The organism is Halomonas cibimaris (assembly GCF_055379665.1).
Genome location: NZ_AP043828.1, coordinates 2,450,462 through 2,475,412, shown reverse-complemented (window position 1 = coordinate 2,475,412; position 24,951 = coordinate 2,450,462). Strand labels below are relative to the sequence as shown.

Sequence of the window (24,951 nt, the reverse complement as noted above, 5' to 3'; positions counted from 1 at the left end):
CCATCAGTATACTAGCGGCGATAGGGTTTGTTAACGAGACGGCGTGTGCGTTGGGTCCTGCACTTCCGGCAGGTAGCGATAGCGCTCCTCGCTGAGTTCGGGAATCTGCCGGCGCTCCATGCGGCGAATGGCGGCGTGCATCCAAACCAGAGAAACGGCGACCAGCACGAACAGCACCATGTAAGAGCTGGTCCAGATGCCGGTGAGGTCAAGCACTGCACCGAACAGAATCGGCAGGAAAAAACCGCCAAGCCCGCCGATCATGCCGACCAGGCCACCGACAGAGCCGACGTTGTGGGGGTAGTAGACGGGAATATGCTTGTAGACCGCCGCTTTGCCCAGCGACATGAAAAAACCCAGCAGCACGGTGATGATCACCACGCCCCACAGCGGCATAGCCATGGAGAAGGCGATTTCGCCTTCCTTGCCCTGTACCACGTAGCGGGTCTCCGGGTAAGCCAGCAAAAACAGGCAGGCCAGAGAGGCAAAAAACGTCAGATACATGATAACCCGAGCGCCGTAACGATCCGATAGCCAGCCGCCAAAGGCCCGGAAAACGCTGGCCGGCAGGGTATAGAGCGCCGCCAGGGTGCCCGCCACGGTGATGCTTACTTCGTAGGCACCGACATAGTAGCGGGGTAGATACGAAGCCAGCGCAACAAAGGCACCGAAGACGAAGAAATAGTAAAGAGAAAAACGCCATACCCGAATATCCTTAAGCGGTGCCAGCTGGGCGATGGCAGACGTTGCCTTGCCGCCCTGACCGCGCCGCGAGCGGGTCAGCGGATCTTCCTGTGTGAAAACCCAGAAGGCCACAGCCATCACCGCCAGCACAACGGCGTAGACGACGGCCGTTTTCTCCCAGCCGACCGCCAGCAGCAAAAAGGGAGCGGCGAAGTTGGTTACCGCAGCGCCGGCGTTGCCCGCGCCGAAAATGCCCAGTGCCGTGCCCTGTTTTTCCTTTTCAAACCAGTAAGAGGTATAGGCGATGCCGACGATAAACGAGCCGCCGGCCAGGCCCACGCCCAGTGCCGCGACGAGAAACATCGCATAGGATTCGACGTAGGACAGCAGGAAAACACAGGCGGCGGTGACCAGCATCAGCAGGCTGAAAACGCGCCGTCCGCCGAGCTGCTCGGTCCAGATGCCCAGAAAGATGCGGCTGATAGAGCCGGTGAGTACCGGTGTGGCCACCAGAATGCCGAACTGGGTTTCATTCAGGCCCAGGTCTTGTTTGATTTTCACCCCGATGATGGAAAAGATCGTCCAGACCGCAAAACAGGTCGTAAAGGCCAGGGTACTAAACGATAGCGCTCGGTACTGTTGAGGGCGAGTAACGCCCTTAAGGTGTTCCATGGGTTACCTCTTCAGTGGCGAAGTGTTCTATAAGCGTGCTCGGCGGCATGGCCCGGAGTGCCATAGTCTGGCCATGCTCTGAAGCGCTACGGGTTTTTCACATAGGCGTTGCCGCGCAGATAAAACCACCAGTTGATGGCCAGGCAAGCGGCGTAGAAGGCAGCGAAGCCATACATGGCAAGCTCTGGTGTGCCGGCCTTGATCTGTTCGCCGATGACCTGGGGGGCGATAAAGGCGCCGTAGGCGGCGATGGCTGACGTCCAGCCCAGCACCGGGCCTTTTTGCTTGGCGTCGAAAATCACCCCGATGCTGCGAAAAGTAGAGCCGTTGCCGATGCCGCTGGCGGCAAACAGCACGATGAACAGCGCGAGAAATGCCCAGAAATACTGGTTGGGATCGGTTGCGTTGTACGCCAGCATCATGACATAGCCGGTGGCGGCAGAGGCCAGCACCATGACAGCCGAGATGATCTGGGTGACGATAGCGCCGCCGAATTTGTCGGCAATCCACCCGCCTACCGGGCGAATCAGCGCGCCGACGAAGGCACCGATCCACGACCAGGTCAGTGCGCTGGGCGCATCAGGGTTGGTAATGCGGGTCACGGTGCCGTCAGCGGCTACGTCCATCATGTTGCCGAAAATAATGTTGATGGAAAGCGGCAGGGCAGCAGAAAAGCCGATGAAAGAGCCAAACGTGGCCGTGTAGATAACGGTCATCGCCCAGGTATGGGTGTTGCCGAAGATGCTGTACTGATTGCGAATCGCAGGCTTTAGCGTGCCGGGAAGCAGCAGCAAAAGACCCAGCGTCAGCAGGATAGTCAGCGGCAGAGCCAGCCACATGTTGATCCAGTCAAGCGCTACGACGCCTGCCACAGAGGCTATCATGCCCAGCGCGTAGAGCCCGAGTATTTTGCCGAATGCCGTGGCCGGGTTGCCGGTCTGGGGGGAGAGCGCTTTGAGATTGTTCATGCCGAACCAGCCGGCAAACGCCAGCGGAATCAAAAACAGCATCCACACAAAGCCAGCGTTTTGAATCCAGGTATCGGTGCCCGCGTCAATGCGCCCGATCAGCGTGCCGCTGGCGCTTTCCAGCGCCATGGGGCCGCCGGCCAGAGGGCCGAAAATGCCCACCGTCATCACCAGCGGCACCAGAATTTGCATGGTAGTGACGCCAAAGTTGCCCAGCCCGGCGTTCATCCCTAGCGCGTAGCCCTGCTGCTTTTTGGGAAAAAAGCTGGAGATGTTGCTCATCGAGCAGGCAAAGTTGCCGCCGCCGATGCCCGACAGCAGCGCCAGAGCCTGAAAAACCCAGAACGGCGTGGCCGGATTCATCAGCGCAATGCCGGTGCCCGCGGCGGGAATCATCAGCAAAGCGGTGGTGAGGAAAATGGTGTTGCGCCCGCCGGCCACGCGGATCATGAACGAGGCGGGAATACGCAGCGTGGCGCCGGCCAGCCCGGCAATGGCGGTCAGCGAAAACAGCTGATCGACGCTGAAAGCAAACCCCAGGTTCTGCATTTGGGTGGCGATCATGCCCCACATCATCCATACCGCAAACCCGAGCAGCAGGCTGGGGATGGAAATCCACAGGTTGCGGGTGGCAACGGCTTTGCCTTCTTTTTGCCAGAAATCGGGATCTTCAATATCCCACTGGTCAATATCGGCATTTTTTCTGGTCATGGCATATCCCCTTGGATACAGGTAGCGCAAAAAGCAGTGCTGTACGGAAAGATACGCATTGCCGAGACGAGAATAAACGGGGGAGCCAACCATCTGTACCCATTGGCTACTACTTTTGGGGTAGTTGCACTTTCGTATAAGCCGCTGTTTTTCATACGCTTTGCTGTGGAAGAAGGGCTTTGGGTCGCATCTTGGCCGCCGGCTTGCTCTTTGGAGGTAGCCACCGCAAACGGCGGTTTTAATGATCTGGCGCAAGTCCCTGCTGTACCGCCCAGACGGCAGCTTCGACGCGTGAGCGCAGCCGCAGTTTTTTCAGCAGATGCTTGACGTGAACCTTGACCGTGCCTTCGGTAATGTCCAGCCTGCGAGCGATCAGTTTGTTTGACATACCGGCGGCAAGCTCGACCAGAATTTCGCGCTCGCGCCGCGTCAAAACATCCAGCGTGGGCGCACGCTCGGCATGGTGCTGGGTGCGCAGGGCGCGGGCCAGCAGGCTGGTCAAATCATCGCTGATGGCCATGCGCCCCAGCGCGGCCTGGCGCAGCTGGTGCACCAGCTCTTCGGGCTCCATGTCCTTGAGCAGGTAGCCGTCGGCGCCGCTGCGCAGGGCCTCCACCACGTTGTCTTCCTGATCGGAAACGGTGTACATGATAATGCGGCCGGCATAGCCACCGTTGCGCAGGCGCTTGAGCACTTCAAGCCCGTCGAGGTCGGGCATGTTCAGATCAAGCAAGAGCATGTCGGGCTCGTGTTCAAGGGCCTTTTTGAGCCCTTCGCGGGGCGAGCCGGTATCGAATACCAGCCTGAGATCGTCTTCGATCTCCAGCAGCTGCTCCACCCCGCGGCGCAGCAAGGGATGATCGTCAACCACCATGATGGTTGCAGGTGAGTCGGTTACGTTATGGGTCATATTCACGAACTCTCTTCTTTAATCAGCCGATCCGCCTGGGGGGACATGTAAAGATGCACGCCGGTACCGCCTTCTGCGCGGTTTTGCAGCTCAAGCTCGGCATCAATGTGTCGTGCGCGGTCCCGCATGATGATAAGCCCGTAGTGCATGGGCGGTGAGTCATGGTTTTCAAGTCCGATACCGTCGTCTTCGATCGCCAGGTGCAGGCGTGCCTGGCGGAAGGTCAGGCTGACGCGTGCCCAGTGGGCGTGGGCATGCTTGACGGTGTTGGCGAGCGCTTCCCGAGTGATCTGCAGCAGGTGGATTTCTTCGTTGGCGCTCAGCAGGTAAGGCGGTATTTGATACACCAGCTCAATGGGAAATTCCAGCCGCTGACTGAATTCGTGGACGGTCTGCTCAAGGGCCGGCTGCAGGCCGGATTTGTCCAGCGATAGGCGAAAGGTGGTCAGCAGTTCGCGCAGCTGGCGATAGGCGCTGTTGAGGCCTTCGCGTAAATCGCCGATCACTTCGCTCTGGCGCTCAGCGGGAAAGTCCCGGGCCTGCATGCGTTCAAGCCGGGCAACCTGCATTTTCAGATACGACAGCGACTGTGCCAGCGAATCGTGGAGTTCTCGCGCCAAAATGGTGCGCTCCTGAATCAGCGAGAGCTGCTGTCGCTCCTCGATACGCTGTTCCAGGTAGATAGCGGTGGCCAGCTGATCGGTCAGCGTGTTGAGGAGCTGGCGGGTGGATGGAGGCGGCGTTTCCAGATAGCTCACCGTCAGATAGCCCAGCGTCAAGTGGCCGGCAACAACGGGAAACACCAGCGCACGGGCGTTGGCGTCAACCAGCGGAATATGCCGATCCGCGGCGTCGGTGTCGTTTTCACCGATGCAGGCAAAGCACGCAAGGTCACGGCAGTAGAGAGGGCGCTTTGGCGAGTGTGTGGCCAGAATCTCGATGTCGCTGCCGTCGTGCTCGTTGTGCAACGACAGCACGATAGGCCCGATATCGAGGATGTTTTCCAGCCGGCGCAGCAGCGGTGCGGCACTGGCACACAGATCGTTGCCGCTGGCGTAAAGGTCACGGCTGCTGTCATGGATGACCTGCAGCGCATGGTTATGGCGCTCCAGCTCGGCCGTTTTCTGCGTGACGCGGTTTTCCAGCGCCTGGTAGCTGGCGTCCAGCTCGGCGGCCATGTGATCCAGAGTGCGCCCCAGCCTGCCCAGCTCGTCGGGGCAGGTGAAATGGCTGCGATAGTCAAAACGGCGCTGGCTGAAGTGCTGGCTTAGCTGCATCAGCCGGCGCAGCGGGCGGGCGAGGTTGCGGCGCATGTCAAGCATGGCAAAAAGCAGCAAAAGGGCGACCAGGCCAAGAGACAGCATTTGCACCCTGCCCATCAGGGTAATCCGGGCTTCGGTGGCGCGCTCCTGGAGCGTGACAAACTGATCGATCTGGTGGATGAAATCGTTAATCTGCGTTCGGGCACGCGAGACAGCGGCCGGCTCGCCGCGGCGGGCGGCGGTGACGGCGGGCAGTATTTGGCGCTGAAAAGTAGTGCGCAGCGTGACAAGGGCGGCATTGGTTTCGCGGGCGGCCTGACGGCCGATCACCCCGTAACGGGGGCGGATTTTAAGCGCGGGGTTTTCCAGCCGCTGCTGTAAGGTCTGGGCCTGGCTGACGGGGTCGGCATCCGGGCGTTCCAAAGCGGTAATAACGCGGGCGCTGGCAAGGCGCAGCGCGCCGGCTTCGTTGATCGTTGCTGCATTGCCCTGGGTGCTTTTCGCCATGAGCACGGTCAACCCGATGCTGGCCAGCGCCAGGCAGCTGATCAGCATTAGATAAACGACAATGCGCGCAACCAGCGAATGCCGTAAGGCGTTCATATATCTCCCGTGGGCCGGCGTGTATTGATACGGCGCGCACTCGGCGCGCCTGACGGCACGGGCAGTGTATTACGTCTTTGGAGGTATAAGAAGTGGCCGAGCTACCCCTTTGGGCGAGGCAGGCGTTGGGCTGAGGTAGCCTGCGCTGTTAAAAGGCTAGGTATTAACCGCGGGGATTTTCATCAGTCGGGCCAGCTCAGCGCTACGGCCGTCGAGCATGTCGGCAAGCGTATAGCTGTCAAGCACGCCCATAAAAGCGCTCAAGGCTTCGGCAAGAATCGGCTGCAGCCTGCACTGGGGCGTAATGACGCAGGCGTTGTCTTGACGAAAGCACTCCACCAGCGCCATTTCTTGCTCGGTGTCGCGCACGATGGCCCCCAGGCTGATGCTTGCCGGTGGCCGATTAAGCAAAAGCCCGCCGTGCTTGCCGCGTATTGCTTTCAAGTAGCCTTTCTGGTTGAGCTCTTGAACGATTTTCATCAGGTGGTTGCGTGAAACATGGAACGTCTCGGCGATTTCGCTGATCGTTGAGCGCTGCTCGCCTTTGGTGGCAAGATACAGCAGCACGCGAACAGAATAGTCAGTGAAGCGCGTTAAATGCATAGAAAATCGCCTAAAAAAACCTTTCCCTCTATTATACGACCTTTGGGGGCGTTTGCTAACGCAGCGCGGCCCTGCACCTGACGGTTTGTCGTGGTGAATTGTCGCAGAGCAGGGCCGCGCCCGCCGAAAACGCCTGCCGATTCAATCATGTATATAAAATGCATGTTTTTATTTTTGCCCTGTATCACCTAAGAGGTAGGGGGCAAGTTTATAGAGGTAACCGGGCAGAAATCACCAGGCTAATCCGGCAAAATCGGTCTCAAGATACCTGCTATCAGGTAATTGCTTTGACTCCAGCTTTTTGATTAAAGCTGTTCATTAAAAGCCACGGAGATCGACCATGAGTCACTTCATTGACCGGCTGAATTTTTTCCGCAAGGCGCGCGAGCCGTTTGCCGACGGCCACGGCGAACGGCGCCAGGAGTCTCGCCAGTGGGAAGACAGCTACCGCCGCCGCTGGCAGCATGACAAGATCGTGCGCTCCACCCACGGCGTTAACTGCACCGGCTCGTGCAGCTGGAAAATCTACGTTAAAAACGGCCTGGTGACCTGGGAGACCCAGCAGACCGACTATCCGCGTACCCGCCCTGATCTGCCCAACCACGAACCCCGCGGCTGCCCGCGCGGTGCCAGCTACTCCTGGTACATGTACAGCGCCAACCGGCTGAAGTATCCGCTGATCAGAAAGCCACTTTTGGAGCTGTGGCGCAAAACGCTGGCGGATAAAAAAGACCCGGTGGACGCCTGGGCGACCATTGTCGAAGACCCGGCCCTCACCAAGCAGTACAAGCGCGCCCGGGGCATGGGCGGCTTTGTTCGCGCCGACTGGGACGAGCTCAACGAAATCATCGCCGCCTCCAACGTCTATACCGCCAAGCAGTACGGCCCGGACCGCATCATCGGCTTTTCCCCGATTCCGGCGATGTCGATGATTTCCTACGCCTCCGGCGCGCGCTACCTGTCGCTGATCGGCGGGGTGTGCCTTTCGTTTTACGACTGGTACTGCGATCTGCCGCCGGCAAGCCCGCAAACCTGGGGCGAGCAGACCGACGTGCCGGAATCCGCCGACTGGTACAACTCCGGCTACATCATTGCCTGGGGCTCTAACGTGCCGCAGACGCGCACGCCGGACGCGCACTTTTTCACCGAGGTGCGCTACAAGGGCACCAAGACGGTATCGATCACGCCGGACTACTCCGAAGTCTCCAAGCTTACCGACGAATGGATGTCGGCCAAGCAGGGCACCGACGCCGCGCTGGCGCTGGCCATGGGGCATGTGATTCTCAAGGAATTCCACCTTGATAACCCCAGCGCCTACTTCACCGACTACGTGCGTCGCTACACCGACATGCCGTGCCTGGTAGAGCTTGAGCCCCGGGAAGACGGCAGCTACGCCGCCGGCCGGCAGATGCGCGCCAGCGACTTCGAGGCAAGCCTTGGCCAGGACAACAACCCCGAGTGGAAAACCCTGGTGTGGGACGACGCCCGCGATCAGCTGGTTGTGCCGCGCGGCTCCATCGGTTTCCGCTGGGGCGAAGACGAGACCCAGCCCGGCAAGTGGAACCTGGAATCGCTGGACGCCGACGGCGTCGAGCTGGCGCCGCTTTTGAGCCTGGATAAAAAGCGCGACGACGTGGCCCGGGTCGCTTTCCCGTACTTTGGCGGCATCGAGCGCAAGCACTTTGAAAGCGTGAAAAACGAAGGTGCTCACGACGAGATTCTCTACCACAGCCTGCCGGTCAAGCGGCTGAAAAAAGCCGACGGCTCGGAGGTGCTGGCCGTTACCGTATTTGACCTGATGTGCGCCAACTACGGCATCGATCGAGGCTTCGGCGCCGAGGGTGAAGACGACGGTGCCACCGACTACGGCCAGATTCGCCCCTATACGCCGGCATGGCAGGAAAAAATTACCGGCGTATCCGCCGAGCAGGCCATCCGCATCGCCCGGGAATTTGCCGACAACGCCCACAAGACCAGCGGACGCTCCATGATCATCGTGGGGGCCGGGATGAACCACTGGTACCACATGGACATGAACTACCGCGGCCTGATCAATATGCTGATCATGTGCGGCTGTGTGGGGCAGAGCGGCGGCGGCTGGTCGCACTACGTGGGCCAGGAAAAGCTGCGCCCGCAGACCGGCTGGACACCGCTGGCCTTCGGCCTCGACTGGCAGCGCCCGCCGCGCCACATGAACGGCACCTCGTTTTTCTACAACCATTCCAGCCAGTGGCGCTACGAAAAGCTGGAAATCAAGGAGCTGCTCTCACCGCTGGCCAAGGCCGAAGACTATGCTGGCAACCTGATCGACTACAACGTCCGCGCCGAGCGCATGGGCTGGCTGCCGTCCGCCCCGCAGCTCAATACCAACCCGCTGCATCTCGCCGGCGAGGCGGAAAAGGCCGGCATGGGCACCGCCGACTACGTGGTTGACCAGCTCAAAAGCGGCAAGCTCAGCTTTGCCGCGGAGGACCCGGATAGCGAGCAGAACTTCCCGCGCAACCTCTTTGTCTGGCGCTCCAACCTGCTGGGCAGCTCGGGCAAGGGCCACGAGTACATGCTCAAGTACCTGCTGGGCACCCGCCACGGCATCCAGGGCAAGAACCTGGGCGAGGCCGGCGCGCACAAGCCCGAAGAGGTCAAGTGGCACGACGACGCCCCGGAAGGCAAGGTCGATCTGCTGGTGACGCTGGACTTTCGCATGTCCACCACCTGCCTGTATTCCGACATCGTGCTGCCTACGGCCACCTGGTATGAGAAAAACGACCTCAATACCTCAGACATGCACCCTTTCATCCACCCGCTGACCGCGGCCACCGACCCGGCGTGGGAGTCGCGCAGCGACTGGGAAATCTACAAAGGCATTGCCAAGGCATTTTCCAAGGCCTGCGAGGGGCACCTGGGCGAAGAAACCGACCTGGTGACGCTGCCCATGCAGCACGACTCCCCCGGCGAACTTGCGCAAACCTCGGTGCTTGACTGGAAAAAAGGCGAGTGCGATCCGGTGCCCGGCAAGACCATGCCCCACCTGATGGAAGTCAAGCGCAACTACCCGGAAACCTACGAGCGCTTCACCTCCATCGGCCCGATGCTGGAAAACGTCGGCAACGGCGGCAAGGGCATCAGCTGGCAAACCGAATCCGAAGTGGGCCTGCTGGGCAAGCTGAATCATCGCAAGCTTGACGGCCCGGCCAAAGGCCAGCCGCGACTGGACAGCGCCGTTGACGCCGCCGAGATGATTCTCACTCTGGCGCCGGAAACCAACGGTCAGGTAGCGGTGAAGGCCTGGGGGGCGCTGTCGAAGATCACCGGCCGCGATCACACCCATCTGGCGCTGCCCAAGGAAGACGAAAAGATCCGCTTTCGTGACGTGGTGGCCCAGCCGCGCAAGATCATCTCCAGCCCCACCTGGTCGGGCCTGGAAGACGAGCACGTGTCCTACAACGCCGGCTACACCAACGTTCACGAGCTGATTCCGTGGCGTACGGTGAGCGGTCGCCAGCAGCTGTATCAGGATCACCCCTGGATGCGCGCCTTCGGCGAGAGCCTGCTGGTGTATCGCCCGCCGATTGACACCAAAGCGGCGGCCAGCGTCTCGGTGCCCCAGGACAACGGCAACCCGGAAATCGCGCTGAACTTCCTCACGCCGCACCAGAAGTGGGGGATTCACTCCACCTACTCGGACAACCTGCTGATGCAGACGCTGTCCCGGGGCGGGCCGATCATCTGGATGTCCGAAGAAGACGCCCAGTCCATCGGCGTGGAAGACAACGACTGGATCGAGGCCTACAACGCCAACGGCGCGATTGCCGCGCGGGCGGTGGTCAGCCAGCGGGTCAAAAACGGCATGGCGATGATGTACCACGCCCAGGAGCGCATTGTGAACATTCCCGGCTCCGAGGTAACCGGCACCCGGGGCGGCATTCACAACTCGGTGACGCGAGTGTGCCCCAAACCGACGCACATGATCGGCGGCTACGCCCAGCTTTCCTACAGCTTCAACTACTACGGCACCGTGGGCTCCAACCGCGATGAGTTTGTGCTGGTCCGCAAGATGCACAACATCGACTGGCTCGACGGCGAGAATAACGACTACGTTCAGGAGGCCGTGAAATGAAGATTCGCTCCCAGGTCGGCATGGTCTTGAACCTCGACAAGTGCATCGGCTGTCACACCTGCTCGGTGACGTGTAAAAACGTCTGGACCAGTCGTGAAGGCGTGGAATACGCCTGGTTCAACAACGTCGAGACCAAGCCCGGCATCGGCTACCCCAAAGAATGGGAAAACCAGGCCAAGTGGCGCGGCGGCTGGATGCGCGGCAAAAACGGCAAGATCGAGCCGCGCATCGGCGGCAAGTGGCGGGTGCTGGCGAGTATTTTCGCCAACCCCGATCTGCCCGAAATCGACGACTACTACGAGCCGTTTACCTTCGACTATCAGCACCTGCACAACGCCAAGCAGGGCGAGCACCAGCCCACCGCGCGGCCGCGTTCGCTGATCTCCGGCCAGCGCATGACCAAGGTGGAATGGGGCCCCAACTGGGAAGAAATCCTCGGCACCGAGTTTGCCAAACGCCGCCGTGACATGAACTTCGAGAAGGTGCAGGCCGATATCTACGGCCAGTTTGAAAACACCTTCATGATGTATCTGCCAAGGCTTTGCGAGCACTGCCTGAACCCCACCTGCGTGGCGGCGTGCCCGTCCGGGGCGATCTACAAGCGCGAAGAAGACGGCATTGTGCTGATCGACCAGGACAAGTGCCGCGGCTGGCGGATGTGCATCTCCGGCTGCCCGTATAAGAAGATCTACTACAACTGGAAGTCGGGCAAATCCGAGAAGTGCATCTTCTGCTATCCGCGCATTGAGGCCGGCCAGCCTACGGTATGCTCGGAAACCTGCGTGGGCCGCATTCGCTATCTGGGCGTGCTGCTCTACGACGCCGACCGCATCGAAGAGGTTGCCAGCACCCCGGACGAGCAGGATCTGTACCATCGCCAGCGCGAGATCTTTCTTGATCCGCACGATCCCGAGGTTATCGCCCAGGCGAAAAAGGACGGCATCAAGGACAACGTCATCAAGGCCGCCCAGGAATCGCCGGTGTACAAGCTGGCCATGGACTGGGGGCTGGCGCTGCCGCTGCACCCGGAATACCGCACGCTGCCGATGGTGTGGTACGTGCCGCCGCTGTCGCCGATTCAGTCCGCCGCCGAGGCCGGCGACGTTGAGTTTGACGGCGTGATGCCCAAGATTGAATCCCTGCGTATCCCGGTGAAGTACCTGGCCAACATGCTCACCGCCGGCGAAGAAGCGCCTATCGTGCTGGCGCTCAAGCGGCTGATGGCCATGCGCCTGTACATGCGCGGCAAGCACGTCGAGGGCAAGGCCGACACCGCCGTGCTGGACGACGTAGGGCTTACCGAAGCGCAAGTGGAAGACATGTACCGCTATCTGGCCATTGCCAACTACGAAGACCGCTTTGTGATTCCCACCAGCCACCGGGAGTTGGCCACCGACGCCTTCCCCGAGCGCGGCGGCTGCGGTTTCAGCTTTGGCGACGGCTGCCACGGCGAGAGCGAGGCGAGCCTGTTCAACGGGCAGTCGACTACCTCAACGCTGGTCAAGCCGGTAGACGTGTATGAGCCTGAAGCGCACAAGCCGGCAGAAACCAAGCTGGAGGTGCCCCATGAGTAGCGCCGCCGAAGTCTATACTCCCGACGCGGCTGCCACCGCCGGTGCTTCTGAGGCACCGGCCGGCATGCTCAGCCTGCGCGTGCTTGCCAGGCTTTTGGACTACCCGACCGCCGAGCTGCAGGACGCCGCCGGCGAGATGATCGAGATCATCCACGCCGAGCGCCGCTGGTCGGTAGCGCGCCGGCGTACGCTGATGGACTGGTGTCAGCGCATCGCCGATGCCGAGCTTTTGGCGCTGCAGGCCGAATACGTAGCGCTTTTTGACAAGGGCAAGGCGACGTCGCTTTTGCTGTTTGAGCACGTTCACGGCGAGTCTCGAGATCGCGGCCAGGCCATGGTCGATTTGATGAACGAGTATGAAAGCGCCGGCTTTGAGCTGGATGCCCGCGAGCTGCCGGACTATCTGCCGCTGTTTCTGGAATATCTGTCGACCCGGGAGGAGGCCGATATCGGCCGCTGGCTGGGGGAAATCCGCCATATTCTGGCGCTGTTGGCGGCGCGCATGGAAGAGCGTGAGGCCGATTATGCCCTGGTGCCGCTGGGCCTTTTGGCGCTGATCGGCGCTGAAAACGACGTTGAGGCCCACCGGGAAGCCGCACGTACCGAGGCGCCTGACGATACGCCCGAAGCGCTGGACGCCGTCTGGGAAGAAGAGGCGGTGCGTTTTACCGCCGACTCCGACCAGGACTGCGCGCTGCAGTCGGCGGAAGGTCGCCGCCTGGCCGAACGCAAGCACGAAACGCCAAGCGACCCCGTGAAAATCATGCCGTCCGGCCTGTCTGCTGGCTAAAGGAGAAACGCCATGTTTATCGAATATTTGCAACACCTGATCTATGGCTACTACCCGTACCTGGCCGGTACGGTCTTTCTGGTCGGCAGCCTGCTGCGCTATGACCACGGGCAGTACACCTGGAAAACCGGTTCCAGCCAGATGCTTTCGTCGAAAAACATGCGTCTGGCGAGCAACGTTTTTCACATCGGCATTCTGGTGATTTTTTTCGGCCACTTGTTCGGCATGCTTACGCCGCACTGGGTCTACGCGCCGTTTATCAGCGCCGGCGCCAAGCAGGTCGTGGCCATTGTCATCGGCGGTATTGCCGGGGTCATGGTACTGATCGGCGGCGGTATGCTGCTGTATCGGCGCCTGACCAACCCCCGGGTCAAGGCGTCTTCCAGCACCATGGATACGCTGATTCTGGCCATCCTGGTGTTTCAGGGCGCGCTGGGTACCACCACGGTGTTCTTCTCGCTGGGTCACCTGGACGGGCAGATGATGCTCACGCTTGCCGGCTGGGCGCAGTCTATCGTGTTTTTCAGCGGCGGCGCCGCCGACTACATGACCGATGTGGCATGGATCTACAAGGTTCACGTCTTCCTCGGCCTGACCATTATCCTGCTGTTTCCGTTTACTCGCCTGGTGCACGTCTGGAGCATACCGTTTGGCTACGTTACGCGGCGCTACCAGCTGGTGCGTAAAAGAGGCTGAGCGCTAGACGGTTGACGCAGGCAGAGAGGAAGACGCATGTCCATGCAGATGATTGATATTGAAGAATTGCCGGGGGCGCAAACGCCCCCGCCGGTGAGCGTTGGCGGCCGCGCAATCAGCGAGGCGGATATTGCCGCTGAAATGCAGTACCACCCGGCGGACAGCGCCGGCAGCGCTCAGTTAAAGGCCGCCCGCGCTCTGGTGGTGCGCGAGCTTCTCCATCAGCGCGCCCAGCAGCTAGGGCTGACAGCCGAGGGCAGCGACGCAGAAGCGGTGGACGAGGCCGTGGCTCAGCTGCTGGAGGCCGAGCTTGCCGTGCCCGAGCCCTCGGAAGATGACTGCCGGCGCTTTTATGCCGCTCATCCCGAGCGCTTCAGCCAGCCGGTTCAGCTCGACGTGCGCCACATCCTGCTGGCCGCGCCGCCGGACGACGCCGAGGCCCGGGACGCCCAGTACCATCTGGGCGTTGAACTGCTCGAAGCGCTGGCCGAGCACCCCGAGCGCATGACCGAGCTGGCCCAGCGCTATTCCGATTGCCCGTCCAGGGAAGACGGTGGCGAACTCGGTCGGCTTAGCCCCGGGCAAACCGTGGCCGAGCTGGACCGCGCACTCAAGCACCTGCCCCAAGGGCTTCACGACCGGCCGCTGGCATCGCGCTACGGCTGGCACCTGGTCATGGTTGATGATCGCCAGGAAAGCCGCCGGCTGCCCTACGAGGCGGTAACCGAACAGGTGCGGCTAAGCCTGCATGAGCAGGCCACCCGGCGCGCTCTGCGCCACTACCTGCTGGCGCTGGAAGCCGAGCTTGGCGTACAAGGCGTGTCGCTGGATGACGACAGCGGCGGCAGCCTGATGCGCTAGGCGCGCAAGGCAAGGCGCATCGAACTACCCCGGCGCGCGTCAGCGTGCCGGGGTTTTTGCGCCCGGAGTGCGGCTACGCCGTGGATTTCTGCAGGCACTCGCAGGTTTTTTCGGCGATGCCGATACCCGCGCCGGACATCAGCTGATAGGTCTGATCCACGCCGGCGGCCTTGAGCGCGGTCTTTTCGTCTTCATCCTGAAAATGCATGCCGGCGACGATGCTGCCGGTAAAGCCGGCTTTACGCAGCTGCCGAGAGGCGATCAGCTTGCTTTCAGTGTTGGGGGTGGCAAGGGTGACCGCCTGCAGCCGGGATATATCCAGCTGCTGCCAGAAACCGCTGTCTTCCACGTCGGCATAGCGTATTCGACGCCCGTCCCGGCCGACCTTGTTGGGATCAGAATCCAGGCCGGTCACGCGAATGCCCTGTTCGGCAAAAAAGTCGTAGGCTGAGCTGCCGATACGGCCCATACCCAGCACCAGTACGCTGGCATCGCCCAGCTCTACCGGCTGTTCGTCGGGATGCTTGACGTTGGTTTCAAACCGCGTCAGATGCTTTTCCAGACGGTCAAACAGGGCGTGGGCAAAGCGATTGACCGGGGCGGCAATCACAAACGACAGCGCCACGGTGACCGCCAGCGGCACCAGCCAGTCTTCCAGAATGCTGGCGGCGACGATAAGCCCGAATTCGCTGTACGCCGCCAGGCTCAGCCCGCCGAGAAAAGCGTTGCGTACGCGCACGCGAAAGATAATCATCAGTGCGGAAAACAGCACGCCTTTCAGCGGCAGCAGCATCGCCATCACGACGGCAAACAGCAGCGCATCGGTATCCGGCAAACCGGACATGCCGATCTGGAGAAAAAAGCTGATCAAAAGCACTTCCTTGATGCCCCAAAGCGCCTGGGAAAGCTCTTGCGCCCGGGGGTGCTGCGACAGCGTAAGCCCCATGGCCAGCGCGCCCACCTCAGAGCTTAAGCCCACCGCCTGAAAGCCCATGCCGCCGGCGGCCACGGCCAGCACCACCCCCATCAGCACCAAAAGCTCGTCGTGGGCGGCCACCCGCATCAGCCAGTAGAACAGCGGGCGCAAAAGCGGCAGGGCGAGCACCCAAAGCGCCCAGATGGACGGCGTTTGCCCGCTGTAGACGCTGAGCACGGCCAGCGCTACCAGATCCTGCATGACCAGAATGCCGATGGCGATGCGCCCGTGAAAAGCGCGCAGCTCGCCTTTGCCCTCCAGCACCTTGGCCGCCAGCACCGTACTGGAAAACGACAGCGCAATGGAGAGCAGAATAGCGGTTTCCAGCGTCAGGCCGGCGATCCATACGAAACCTGCGGTAAACACCGCGCTGCTGATCAGCAAATGAGCAAAGGCGCTGCCCAGCACCACAGGCTCAATGAGGTTTTTAATATTGAGCTTGAGTCCGATGGTGAACAGCAGCAAAAGCACGCCCAGGTGCGCGGTGTGCTCAAGAATCGGCCCGGCATCGCTTGGCAGCCCCATGACGGGGCCGAAGGCGTTGAGCGCAAACCCCGCGCCAAGAAAGCCAACCAGCGGGGGCAGGCCGATCTGGCGCACGGCGATGCCGAACACAAACGCAAACGATAGCGTGACGACTTCAAGCATGGAAAACGAGCGCGATGGCGCAGCTTGTATCGCGGTAATAGTGGGTAAGCGCGGGCGTCTGGGGCATAGCGGCGTGTCTCTCCTTGAACGTGCAGCGGTCTTTGTGAACCGGAAAAACGTCGAAAGTTATCGGCATTTTACGCTCTCGGGGCCCCAACGCCACCGGTGTTTGCTAAAATCAAATGCCTTTTCTCTTACTTCTGACGTCCTGGGATATTGTCGATGAACGCAGTCATTCTCGCCGTACTGGTGATGGTCGCCCTTGCGCTGGCGCGGGTTTCCGTGGTTTTTGCGCTGGTAGTGGGGGCGCTGGTGGGCGGCCTTGCCGGCGGGCTTACTCTTGAACAAACGCTGGATGCCTTCAACGAAGGCGTAGGCGGAGGGGCGCAGGTGGCCCTGGCCTATGCCACGCTGGGCGCGTTTGCCGTGGCCATTTCGCGTTCCGGCCTGCCGGATATGCTGGCTCGGCGGCTGATCAATATGCTCGGCCAGGAAGCCGACGCTGCCCGCCAGGCGCGGGTAAAATACCTGCTGCTGGTGGCGGTGCTGCTGGTGTCGATCTCCTCGCAGAACTTGATTCCGGTGCATATCGCCTTTATCCCGATTCTGATTCCGCCGCTTTTGAAGGTGATGAATCAGCTCAGGCTTGACCGCCGGGCGATTGCCTGTGTGCTGACGTTTGGCCTGACCGCGCCTTACATGCTGCTGCCGGTAGGCTTCGGGGCCATTTTTCTCAACGATATTTTGCTTGCCAACATCAACAGCGCCGGCGCGCCGCTGGGGCTGGAAATTACCCGGGGCACCCTGCCGCTGGCTATGGCCGTACCGGTGGGCGGCATGGCGGTGGGCATGCTGGTGGCGGTGTTTATCAGCTATCGCCGCCCGCGCCGCTATGAAACTCGGGAGGTGGCAAGCGTTGCCGCCCAGCCCGGACACTCAGAAACCGGCCCCCATGCGCTGGGCTTGGTGATGTCCGGGCTGGCCATCGTCGCGGCCCTTGGCCTGCAGCTTTATAGCGGCTCGATGATTTTGGGGGGCCTGGTGGGTATCGGGATTTTGTCACTCGGCGGTATTTTCAAGTGGCGCGAGGCCGATGATCTATTCACCAGCGGCATGCGCATGATGGCGCTGATCGGTTTTATCATGATCTCGGCGGCAGGTTTCGCCGAGGTGATGAAAACCACCGGCGAGATCGATGCGCTGGTGCAGGGCGCTTTTGCCCTGTTTGGTGACAGCCGTGGCCTGGCGGCGATTGCCATGCTGCTGGTGGGCTTGTTCATCACCCTGGGGATCGGTTCGTCGTTTTCCACTATCCCGATTATCGCCGCCATTTTTGTACCGCTGGCCGTGCAGTTCGGGTTTTCACCGCTGGCGACTACGGTGCTGGTGGGCACGGCGGCCGCTCTGGGTGACGCCGGCTCACCGGCGTCGGATTCTACGCTGGGGCCGACTTCAGGGCTCAACGTTGACGGCCAGCACGACCATATCATGGGCAGCGTGGTACCTACGTTTTTGCACTACAACCTGCCGATGATTGCCTTTGGCTGGACAGCGGCAATGCTGCTTTAAGGCTGCTACAGGCGATTAAAGGCTCAGCTGCGATCAGACGAGGCATCGGGGTGTAGCGCGCTTAGCAGCCCGCGCAGCATCGAAAGTTCTTTGCGACTGGGCTCGGCGCGGGTAAAAAGCGCCTGCAGCTGCTCTTCGGTGCGAGCGTGGGGCTGGGATAAAAATCCGCTTTTTTGCATGACATCGTGCAGATGGCGCTGAAAATGGCTGAACTGCTCCCGCGTGGGCGGGGTGGCCTCACCGGGCGTTTGATAGATAAAGCTGCTTTGGTGGCGAGTGCGCCATGCCCGATGAAGCTCGTAGGCCAGTATCTGTACTGCCTGAGACAGGTTCAGGATACCGTAATCGGGGTTGGCCGGAATGCTGACCTGGTGGGTGCAGCAGCGGATTTCCTCGGCGGTCAGCCCTGAGCGTTCACGGCCGAATACCAAGGCTACCGGCGCGCTTTGAGCGTTTTGCAACGCGCTGTCTGCCATGGCATCGGGCTCGCTAAAGTGGGGCAGCGGCAGGCTGCGCAGCCGGGCGCTGGCGCCGATAACCTGCACGCAGTCGCTGACCGCCTCATCCAGCGATGCGACCACCCGAGCGTTTGCCACCACGTCGCCGGCGCCGGCGGCAAGCCGGGTGGCCTCGTCGTCGGGAAACGCCCGAGGGTTGACCAGCACAAGCTCGGCCAGGCCCATGGTTTTCATGGCGCGGGCGGCCGCGCCGATGTTGCCGGGATGAAAGGTCTGCACCAGTACGATACGAATACGGGGGAGCACAGCTAAGGCCTCTTGTCGGATCGAAAAGTCCATGAAAACAGAAAAACCCCGCTTTCGCGGGGTTTTTTAAGGTCGGGCGCCTGCACGCAGGCGCCCGGGGCAAGCTTGGGCGTGCGGCTTACATCATGCCGCCCATTCCGCCCATGCCACCCATGCCGCCCATGTCCGGAGCGGCGTCCTGCTCGTCCGGATCGTCGGCGATCATGCACTCGGTGGTGATCATCAGGCCGGCAACGGAGCCTGCCGACTGCAGCGCGGTGCGAGTGACCTTGGCCGGGTCGAGCACGCCCATGTCGAACAGATCGCCAAACTCGCCTGTCTGGGCGTTATAGCCGAAGTTGCCTTCGCCGTCCTTGATGCGGTTGATAATCACCGCGGGCTCTTCGCCGGCGTTGGTGACGATCTGGCGCAGCGGCGCTTCCATGGCGCGCAGGGCCATGTTGATGCCGTGGTTCTGGTCTTCGTTGTCGCCGGTCAGGCCGTGAACACGGGTCAGTGCGCGAACCAGTGCGGTACCGCCGCCGGGCACGACGCCTTCCTCAACGGCTGCGCGGGTAGAGTGCAGGGCATCTTCCACGCGGGCTTTTTTCTCTTTCATTTCGACTTCGGAGCCTGCCCCAACGCGGATAACCGCAACGCCGCCGGCCAGCTTGGCCACGCGCTCCTGGAGCTTTTCCTTGTCGTAGTCAGAAGAGGTCTCTTCGATCTGCGCGCGGATCTGGCTGACGCGCGCTTCGATGTCTGCCTCGGCGCCGTCACCGTCGATAATGGTGGTGTTTTCCTTGGACATGGTCACGCGCTTGGCAGTGCCCAGGTGATCCAGGGTCGTTTGCTCCAGGCTCAGACCGACTTCTTCGGAAATCACCGTAGCGTTGGTCAGAATGGCGATGTCCTGGAGCATGGACTTGCGACGGTCGCCAAAGCCGGGTGCTTTGGCAGCGGCAACCTTGACGATGCCGCGCATGTTGTTGACCACCAGTGTTGCCAGCGCTTCGCCTTCGATGTCTTCAGCGATGATCGCCAGCGGCTTGCCGGCCTTGGCCACGGCTTCCAGCGTCGGCAGCAGCTCGCGGATGTTGGACACTTTCTTGTCGACCAGCAGGATGAAGGGGTCTTCCAGCTCGACCGCCATGGTTTCCTGGTTGGTGACGAAGTAGGGCGAGAGGTAGCCGCGATCGAACTGCATGCCTTCAACGACTTCCAGCTCGTTGTCAAAGCCGCGTCCTTCGTCGACGGTGATGACGCCTTCCTGGCCGACTTTCTGCATGGCATCGGCGATGATCTCACCGATGTTCTTGTCGCCGTTGGCAGAAATCGTGCCGACCTGGGCGACCGAGCTGGTTTCGGTGCAGGGTACGGAAAGCGCACGGATTTCCTTGACCGCAGCGGTCACGGCGTGATCGATGCCGCGCTTGAGATCCATCGGGTTCATGCCCGCGGTCACGCCCTTGAGGCCTTCAGCGACGATGGCCTGAGCCAGTACGGTGGCGGTAGTGGTACCGTCACCGGCGGCGTCAGAGGTCTGGGAAGCGACTTCCTTGACCATCTGCGCGCCCATGTTTTCGAACTTGTCTTTAAGCTCGATTTCCTTGGCGACGGAGACGCCGTCTTTGGTTACGGTCGGCGCACCGAAGGATTTTTCCAGCACCACGTTGCGCCCCTTCGGGCCGAGCGTGGCTTTTACCGCGTTGGCGAGAACGTCAACGCCGCGGGTCATGCGCTTGCGGGCATCATCGGAGAACTTGACTTGTTTAGCTGCCATGTTGAGGTATTCCTAAAACAGTGAAAGGGTCAACGGAAAACGAAAATCGCGGGCGTTTTAGCCTTCGACGACGGCGAGAACGTCGGATTCGCTCATGATCAGCACTTCTTCGCCGTCGATTTCTTCTTTTTCGACGCCAAAGCCGTCTTTGAAAATCACGGTGTCGCCGACTTTGACGTCCAGCGGGCGGACATCGCCGTTGTCCAGAATCCGGCCGTTACCGGCTGCCAGCACTTCGCCACGCGTGGGCTTTTCCTGAGCGCTGCCCGGCAGCACGATGCCGCCAGCGGTAGTTTGCTCTTCTTCGACGCGACGGATAATGACGCGGTCGTGCAAGGGACGGATGTTCATTCACGCTCTCCTGATAGTGACGGTAAGTCTCTATAAATGCCTTGTCAGGCGATTTTTATAACGCTCTTGCGGGCGCTTCCCGAAAGAGCTGAAGGCAAAGAGCCTTCTTTGTTAATGGCCCGGCCTTGCGGCCCGGCCGATTCCTTGTGCTGGCTAAAAAATGGGGGCTTGAGGCATCCTTTCAAGGGGCGTAAATGAAAAAAAGTGGCTTTTTTCATGGTGCTACTGCCCTTTGCGGTTAGCGCCGCCGCGATGCCTCGTCGCGGGCGATAAACTCGCCTTCCAGCGGCGCGTTTTCCTGCTGCTCAGCGTGGGGCGCTGAGCGTTTGTCTCGATAGCGAGCATGGGCCTCGTTCCAGTCGTCGGGGTTGCCTGCCTGATGGGGGTTGCGGGTGTGCCAGCGTGTGCCGGCCTGGCTCATGCGGGCACGAAAACCCAGCCGGGTGAGCAGTTTGAGCACCAAGCGCCGGGCGTCAGGAATCAGACAGGCAAGGCCCAGCGCGTCGGATAAAAAGCCCGGCGCCATAAGCAGCGCGCCGCCGAAAATCAGCGCCGCGCCGGTCAGCAGCTCGTCTGACGGCAGCTCGCCGGCGTTGAGGCGCCTTTGCGCGCGTGCAAAGGTGTAGGCGCCTTCGCGGCGGATCAGGTGCACCCCGCCGATACCGGTGATGAGCACCAGCAGCAAAGTGGCCAAAAGCCCGATCTGGCCGCCAACGCTGAACAGCACGACAAAATCAAGCAGGGTAAATAGAGAAAGGAAGATCAGTATCGGCATGGCTCGCTCCGACTCGCTCAGCAAACGGCACGCCTTGAAGCGTCAAGGCGGCGAGGGTAAGAAAATATGGTGGCGCTTTTCCGATAAAACAAGCGATAGCGCTATCCTGAACCGCTGCCTTTCATCGCCTTGATTTCACGGCCGATGTGAGAGGCTGCCCGTTAGTATACCTTGTGCATTTCAATGGCTTTTGCCCATTCCAGCACCTGTTTACGCTGCCGTCGGCTGCTCATGCGGTGCGTATCGATGGAGTGGGGCACCAGCTGGTGAGCGGGAGCGGCCGACAGATCCAGCCGAAACGTGCGCCAGGCGCCGGTGGGCATGTCTTCAGAGCCGTAGATAGCCACCACGCGTATTTCCAGCGCCAGACTGCTGCGGTTGAGCACGTCGCGGCTGATATTCCAGTAGCGCACAATCTGCTGAAAAATGGCGTTGAACGACTGGATGTGCAGGTACCCTCCCGAATTCAGCGGCCCCTGATGCGTGCGATAGCCGCTTTCTTCTTGCTCTTCCCCTTCTTGCTGGTACTCCACAACGTCCAGCGAATAGCTGCGCTCATCGGTGTGCAGCACGGCAATCAGGTGCTGTACATAGATCGCTTCGCTGCTCATGTTGCTGATCAGGCACAGCGCTTTTATACCGATGCCCTTGCCGCGGTTAATGATGATGCGCGGCCGCCGCTGGCGTACGTAGCCGGCGTAGAGCAGCTGAGCGTAAAATACCCAGAGAAAAAACGTGCAGACGCCGGCAACGGCCGAAATAGCCCGACCGTTTTCATTAACCCGGCTTATTCATGAGGCTGGCTTGAAAATAAAGATGGCGAGGGGTTTCTCTTGTAGAATCAGGATGTTCCAGCCAGAACTTGATTCAAGAGGACCTCTCGCCATGGGTGAAAGATTATCGTCGTGGACGCCTTCCTGCAATGGTTCTGTTCGGGCCGAGCTAAGCGGCCACCGCACCACCAGCGACAGCGGTGCCCTGCTGCTGCGTGAAGCCCTCGACAACAGCGGTGTCATCCAGGCGCTGGAAGAGAGCCTGGTCGACCGGCGTGATCCACTGCGTATTCGTCATTCCCTGGCCAGCCAGCTGCGAACCGTCGTGTTGCAGCGCGCCATGGGGTGGATCGACCTGGACGATACCGACACGCTGCGTCACGATCCGCTCTGGCAGCTGGCGTGCAGCGATGCACGCGGGATGACGCCTCTGGCACAGGACCGTCCGTCGCAGGCGACGCTGTCGCGGCTGCTGGCCTGCCTCGGAGGGCCCGATAACATCGATACCGTGCATGAAGGCCTGTTGCGCCTGGCGATCTGGCGCCTGGCATCGCTGAACCACGGCGAGCAGCCCGATAACCTGACGCTGGACATCGACGGCCTGCCGATCGAGGTCCATGGTCGTCAGGGTGGGTCGGCCTTTCACGGGCTGTACGGCACACGCATTTATTCGCCGCTGGTGGCCTCGCTGGCCGAAACCGGTGACATGGTCGGCGGCCTGCTGCGCGAGGGTAACGCGGGCCCTGCCGAGAACGCCGATACCTGGATCCCTCACCTGGTACGGCGCCTCAATGAAGGCACCGGTGCGACAGTGACAGTGCGTATCGATGCCGGGTTTACCGGCAACGATACGCTGCTGGCCATGGAAGAGCGTGATATCGGGTACCTGGGCCGGCTGCGCAGCAACAACACCCTTCAGACGCTGGCGGCGCCGTATCTCAAGCGGCCGCCCGGCCGACCCCCGGACCAGCCCCGGGAATGGTGCCATGACCTTGAATACCGGGCCGACAGCTGGCCCGAGCCACGGCGCGTCGTGCTGGTGGTTCAGGAGCGCCCCGACGACCTGTTGCTCCACGCCTTCTTCCTGGTGACCAACCTGAGTCGGTACCACTGGCCGCCGGAAAAGGTGTTATCACTGTACCGCAAGCGCGGCAGCGCCGAGGCGCACATGGGCGAGGTCAAGTCGGCGCTGGATGTTCACCTCTCGTCGACCGATCGCGGCGCCTCCACCGAGCAGAACGTGATGGATCGCAACGAGGCGAGTCTTCTGCTGAGCCTTTACGCCTATCAGGTGCTGCATGGTCTGCGTTGCGTGCTGGAACGGCAAACCCGACAGGGCTGGAGCCTGATCCGAATGCGTGAGCAGGTCCTCAAGGTGGCCGCCACCCTGATCCTCCACGCCCGACGTATCACGGTCCACCTCGGCGCCGCAGCCGATAAATGGTGGCCGACTCTGCTGAAAGGGCTACCAAAACTGACAGCGTTGCGCTGACGCCTCAGCGGTCGCATAAGCAAGACAGTGAGACGCCGGTCCTGTCGATGACCGGCGGTTCCGGCTGCCCGGATGACCGACGACAAGGCAGGGAAGGGGCTGAATAACGGCGATAGCAGCCGGACAGAGCGTCACCGGAAGACGGTGCCGTCTCGAAATCGGCGTTCGGCGACGAGCTACCGGCTCCCCGGGGCTTCAGGATGCCCAGTCAGCGTTCCGGTGAATAAGCCGGGATTAAGCCATTCCATTGCCTCATCCTTTTCAAAGAGAAAAGCCGCTCAAGCGGTTAAAAAAGATCCGCTGTAAAGCGATACGCTATTGTGAAATAACGAGTGTAGCCAGTAGCGTGGCCGGGCCACAAAAGAAAGGGGGTGCGCTGAAGTAACGGCGGGTGTGACGATGTAAAGTCGTCAGATGGCAATAGCGGGAAGAGAGCAGGGTGGTGCGGATGGGGAGACTTGAACTCCCACGCCTTACGGCACTAGAACCTAAATCTAGCGTGTCTACCAATTCCACCACATCCGCACAACGATGGCGAATTTTACCGGCTATCAGGCTAAAGTCAACGGCTAGGCGTACCGAATGTGCTGTCAAATCAGAGGAAGCGATGAAGCCACGGGCAGGTAAGCCGCATGTTGCGCGCGTTTTTCGAATGAGCCGCAGAGTCGCCGGCGTGCTGCGGGCAGGCGAGGCGATGCTGCATCAGGCGCTGCCCGGGCCCTGTGCGTTTTGCTTGGGCACATCGGCGCCGGGTGCGAGCTGGTGTGGCCCCTGTTACCGGGCGCTTGCGTGGAATCGTTACGGCTGTCGCGTTTGCGGCGAACCGCTGCGCCGTGCGCCGGCGCTGTGCCGCCACTGTCGCGACGTAGCGCCGGCATTTTCGCGCGCTCAGGTGCCGCTGGTGTACGAAGGCGCCGTGCGTCAGCTGGTACAGGACTTCAAGTTTCAGGCTTCGCCGCGCGCCGGCATGTTGCTGGCTGAGCTGTTTGTTTCGGCGCTGGGCCCGGCTGAGGCACAGGCGCTGCTGCCGGTGCCGCTGCATCCGGCCAGGGCACGGCAGCGCGGTTTCAACCAGTCGCGCTGGCTGGCCGACGAGCTGGGTGCGCAGCTTGGCCTTCCGGTGCTTGAGGCGACCCGCCGCGTGGATACTCCCAGCCAGCGCGCGCTTTCCCGCAGCGAGCGCTTTGCTAACCTGGCGGATGCTTTCACCGTCGCCTCGCCGCTGTCCGGACGCATTGCCCTGGTGGACGATGTCATGACCACCGGGGCGACGCTCAACGCGCTGGCGCATGCAGCCCGGCGGGCCGGGGCCTGCGAGGTTGTCGTTTACGCTGTGGCACGCACATCGCTTGCCGCCACCTGATATCATGGCGTTTTGCCAGGCGGAGCT

The 24,951-nt window shown here is 61.2% G+C and carries 20 protein-coding genes and 1 tRNA gene; 8 read left to right on the top strand and 13 right to left on the bottom strand.

Features of this window, described 5'->3' with window-relative positions; translation table 11 throughout:
* Nucleotides 1-30: 30 nt before the first annotated feature.
* The 5 genes from ACZ415_RS11525 to ACZ415_RS11505 form a co-directional block, all read right to left on the bottom strand.
* Nucleotides 31-1,356 carry an MFS transporter gene (locus ACZ415_RS11525; RefSeq protein ID WP_344704648.1) on the bottom strand — a complete coding sequence of 442 codons (1,326 nt, stop codon included), beginning with the start codon at nucleotides 1,354-1,356 and terminating at the stop codon, nucleotides 31-33.
* Nucleotides 1,357-1,442: 86 nt separating this feature from the next.
* Nucleotides 1,443-3,035 (bottom strand): MFS transporter, encoded by a 1,593-nt coding sequence (locus ACZ415_RS11520; protein WP_344704650.1) that lies wholly within the window; start codon nucleotides 3,033-3,035, stop codon nucleotides 1,443-1,445.
* Nucleotides 3,036-3,273: 238 nt separating this feature from the next.
* Complete coding sequence (gene narL, locus ACZ415_RS11515; protein WP_344704652.1) at nucleotides 3,274-3,945, bottom strand: two-component system response regulator NarL; 672 nt, start codon at nucleotides 3,943-3,945, stop codon at nucleotides 3,274-3,276.
* Between the two features lie 2 nt (nucleotides 3,946-3,947).
* Nucleotides 3,948-5,810: a histidine kinase gene (locus ACZ415_RS11510; protein ID WP_344704654.1), complete on the bottom strand. Its 1,863-nt coding sequence runs from the start codon at nucleotides 5,808-5,810 to the stop codon at nucleotides 3,948-3,950.
* Nucleotides 5,811-5,966: 156 nt separating this feature from the next.
* Complete coding sequence (locus ACZ415_RS11505) at nucleotides 5,967-6,413, bottom strand: RrF2 family transcriptional regulator (protein WP_344704656.1); 447 nt, start codon at nucleotides 6,411-6,413, stop codon at nucleotides 5,967-5,969.
* A gap of 340 nt (nucleotides 6,414-6,753) precedes the next feature.
* On the opposite strand from ACZ415_RS11505, the gene ACZ415_RS11500 reads away from it, so the two are divergent.
* From ACZ415_RS11500 to ACZ415_RS11480, 5 genes are read left to right on the top strand one after another with little or no spacing between them, the layout of a single operon-like run.
* Nucleotides 6,754-10,530: a nitrate reductase subunit alpha gene (locus ACZ415_RS11500; RefSeq protein WP_344704658.1), complete on the top strand. Its 3,777-nt coding sequence runs from the start codon at nucleotides 6,754-6,756 to the stop codon at nucleotides 10,528-10,530.
* Nucleotides 10,527-12,104: a nitrate reductase subunit beta gene (gene narH, locus ACZ415_RS11495; RefSeq protein WP_344704660.1), complete on the top strand. Its 1,578-nt coding sequence runs from the start codon at nucleotides 10,527-10,529 to the stop codon at nucleotides 12,102-12,104. The genes ACZ415_RS11500 and narH overlap by 4 nt, the downstream gene beginning before the upstream one ends.
* Nucleotides 12,097-12,894: a nitrate reductase molybdenum cofactor assembly chaperone gene (gene narJ, locus ACZ415_RS11490; RefSeq protein ID WP_344704661.1), complete on the top strand. Its 798-nt coding sequence runs from the start codon at nucleotides 12,097-12,099 to the stop codon at nucleotides 12,892-12,894. The genes narH and narJ overlap by 8 nt, the downstream gene beginning before the upstream one ends.
* Nucleotides 12,895-12,906: 12 nt before the next feature.
* Entirely contained in the window at nucleotides 12,907-13,590 is a 684-nt protein-coding gene (gene narI, locus ACZ415_RS11485; protein ID WP_344704662.1) for a respiratory nitrate reductase subunit gamma, read from the top strand.
* A gap of 42 nt (nucleotides 13,591-13,632) precedes the next feature.
* Nucleotides 13,633-14,451: a peptidylprolyl isomerase gene (locus tag ACZ415_RS11480; RefSeq protein WP_344704678.1), complete on the top strand. Its 819-nt coding sequence runs from the start codon at nucleotides 13,633-13,635 to the stop codon at nucleotides 14,449-14,451.
* Nucleotides 14,452-14,524: 73 nt separating this feature from the next.
* Here the strand turns inward: ACZ415_RS11480 and ACZ415_RS11475 are convergent, their stop codons facing one another.
* Nucleotides 14,525-16,075 carry a cation:proton antiporter domain-containing protein gene (locus ACZ415_RS11475; protein ID WP_344704663.1) on the bottom strand — a complete coding sequence of 517 codons (1,551 nt, stop codon included), beginning with the start codon at nucleotides 16,073-16,075 and terminating at the stop codon, nucleotides 14,525-14,527.
* A 222-nt stretch (nucleotides 16,076-16,297) separates the two neighbouring features.
* On the opposite strand from ACZ415_RS11475, the gene ACZ415_RS11470 reads away from it, so the two are divergent.
* Nucleotides 16,298-17,644: a Na+/H+ antiporter family protein gene (locus tag ACZ415_RS11470; protein ID WP_344704664.1), complete on the top strand. Its 1,347-nt coding sequence runs from the start codon at nucleotides 16,298-16,300 to the stop codon at nucleotides 17,642-17,644.
* A 23-nt stretch (nucleotides 17,645-17,667) separates the two neighbouring features.
* Here the strand turns inward: ACZ415_RS11470 and ACZ415_RS11465 are convergent, their stop codons facing one another.
* The 6 genes from ACZ415_RS11465 to ACZ415_RS11440 form a co-directional block, all read right to left on the bottom strand.
* Nucleotides 17,668-18,408: an RNA methyltransferase gene (locus ACZ415_RS11465; RefSeq protein WP_344704665.1), complete on the bottom strand. Its 741-nt coding sequence runs from the start codon at nucleotides 18,406-18,408 to the stop codon at nucleotides 17,668-17,670.
* A gap of 118 nt (nucleotides 18,409-18,526) precedes the next feature.
* On the bottom strand, nucleotides 18,527-20,170 hold the full coding sequence (groL, locus tag ACZ415_RS11460) for a chaperonin GroEL (RefSeq protein WP_344704666.1): 1,644 nt from the start codon (nucleotides 20,168-20,170) through the stop codon (nucleotides 18,527-18,529).
* A 57-nt stretch (nucleotides 20,171-20,227) separates the two neighbouring features.
* Nucleotides 20,228-20,521: a co-chaperone GroES gene (locus ACZ415_RS11455; protein WP_344704667.1), complete on the bottom strand. Its 294-nt coding sequence runs from the start codon at nucleotides 20,519-20,521 to the stop codon at nucleotides 20,228-20,230.
* A 44-nt stretch (nucleotides 20,522-20,565) separates the two neighbouring features.
* Nucleotides 20,566-20,739, bottom strand: a complete 174-nt coding sequence (locus ACZ415_RS11450) for a hypothetical protein (protein WP_344704668.1) — start codon at nucleotides 20,737-20,739, stop codon at nucleotides 20,566-20,568.
* A 20-nt stretch (nucleotides 20,740-20,759) separates the two neighbouring features.
* A complete protein-coding gene (locus tag ACZ415_RS11445) occupies nucleotides 20,760-21,296 on the bottom strand; it encodes an FxsA family protein (RefSeq protein ID WP_344704669.1) in 537 nt (178 codons plus the stop codon).
* 161 nt (nucleotides 21,297-21,457) lie between these two features.
* Nucleotides 21,458-21,907, bottom strand: a complete 450-nt coding sequence (locus tag ACZ415_RS11440) for a hypothetical protein (protein ID WP_344704670.1) — start codon at nucleotides 21,905-21,907, stop codon at nucleotides 21,458-21,460.
* 235 nt (nucleotides 21,908-22,142) lie between these two features.
* Between ACZ415_RS11440 and ACZ415_RS11435 the strand changes: the two genes are divergently transcribed.
* The gene (locus tag ACZ415_RS11435) at nucleotides 22,143-23,561 is read left to right on the top strand and encodes an IS1380 family transposase (RefSeq protein ID WP_464387729.1); all 1,419 of its coding nucleotides are present in this window, start codon (nucleotides 22,143-22,145) and stop codon (nucleotides 23,559-23,561) included.
* A 440-nt stretch (nucleotides 23,562-24,001) separates the two neighbouring features.
* On the opposite strand, the gene ACZ415_RS11430 is transcribed toward ACZ415_RS11435, so the two are convergent.
* Nucleotides 24,002-24,086: transfer RNA gene (locus tag ACZ415_RS11430), tRNA-Leu, on the bottom strand.
* A gap of 127 nt (nucleotides 24,087-24,213) precedes the next feature.
* On the opposite strand from ACZ415_RS11430, the gene ACZ415_RS11425 reads away from it, so the two are divergent.
* The gene (locus ACZ415_RS11425) at nucleotides 24,214-24,924 is read left to right on the top strand and encodes a ComF family protein (RefSeq protein WP_344704803.1); all 711 of its coding nucleotides are present in this window, start codon (nucleotides 24,214-24,216) and stop codon (nucleotides 24,922-24,924) included.
* The last annotated feature ends 27 nt before the right edge of the window (nucleotides 24,925-24,951 follow it).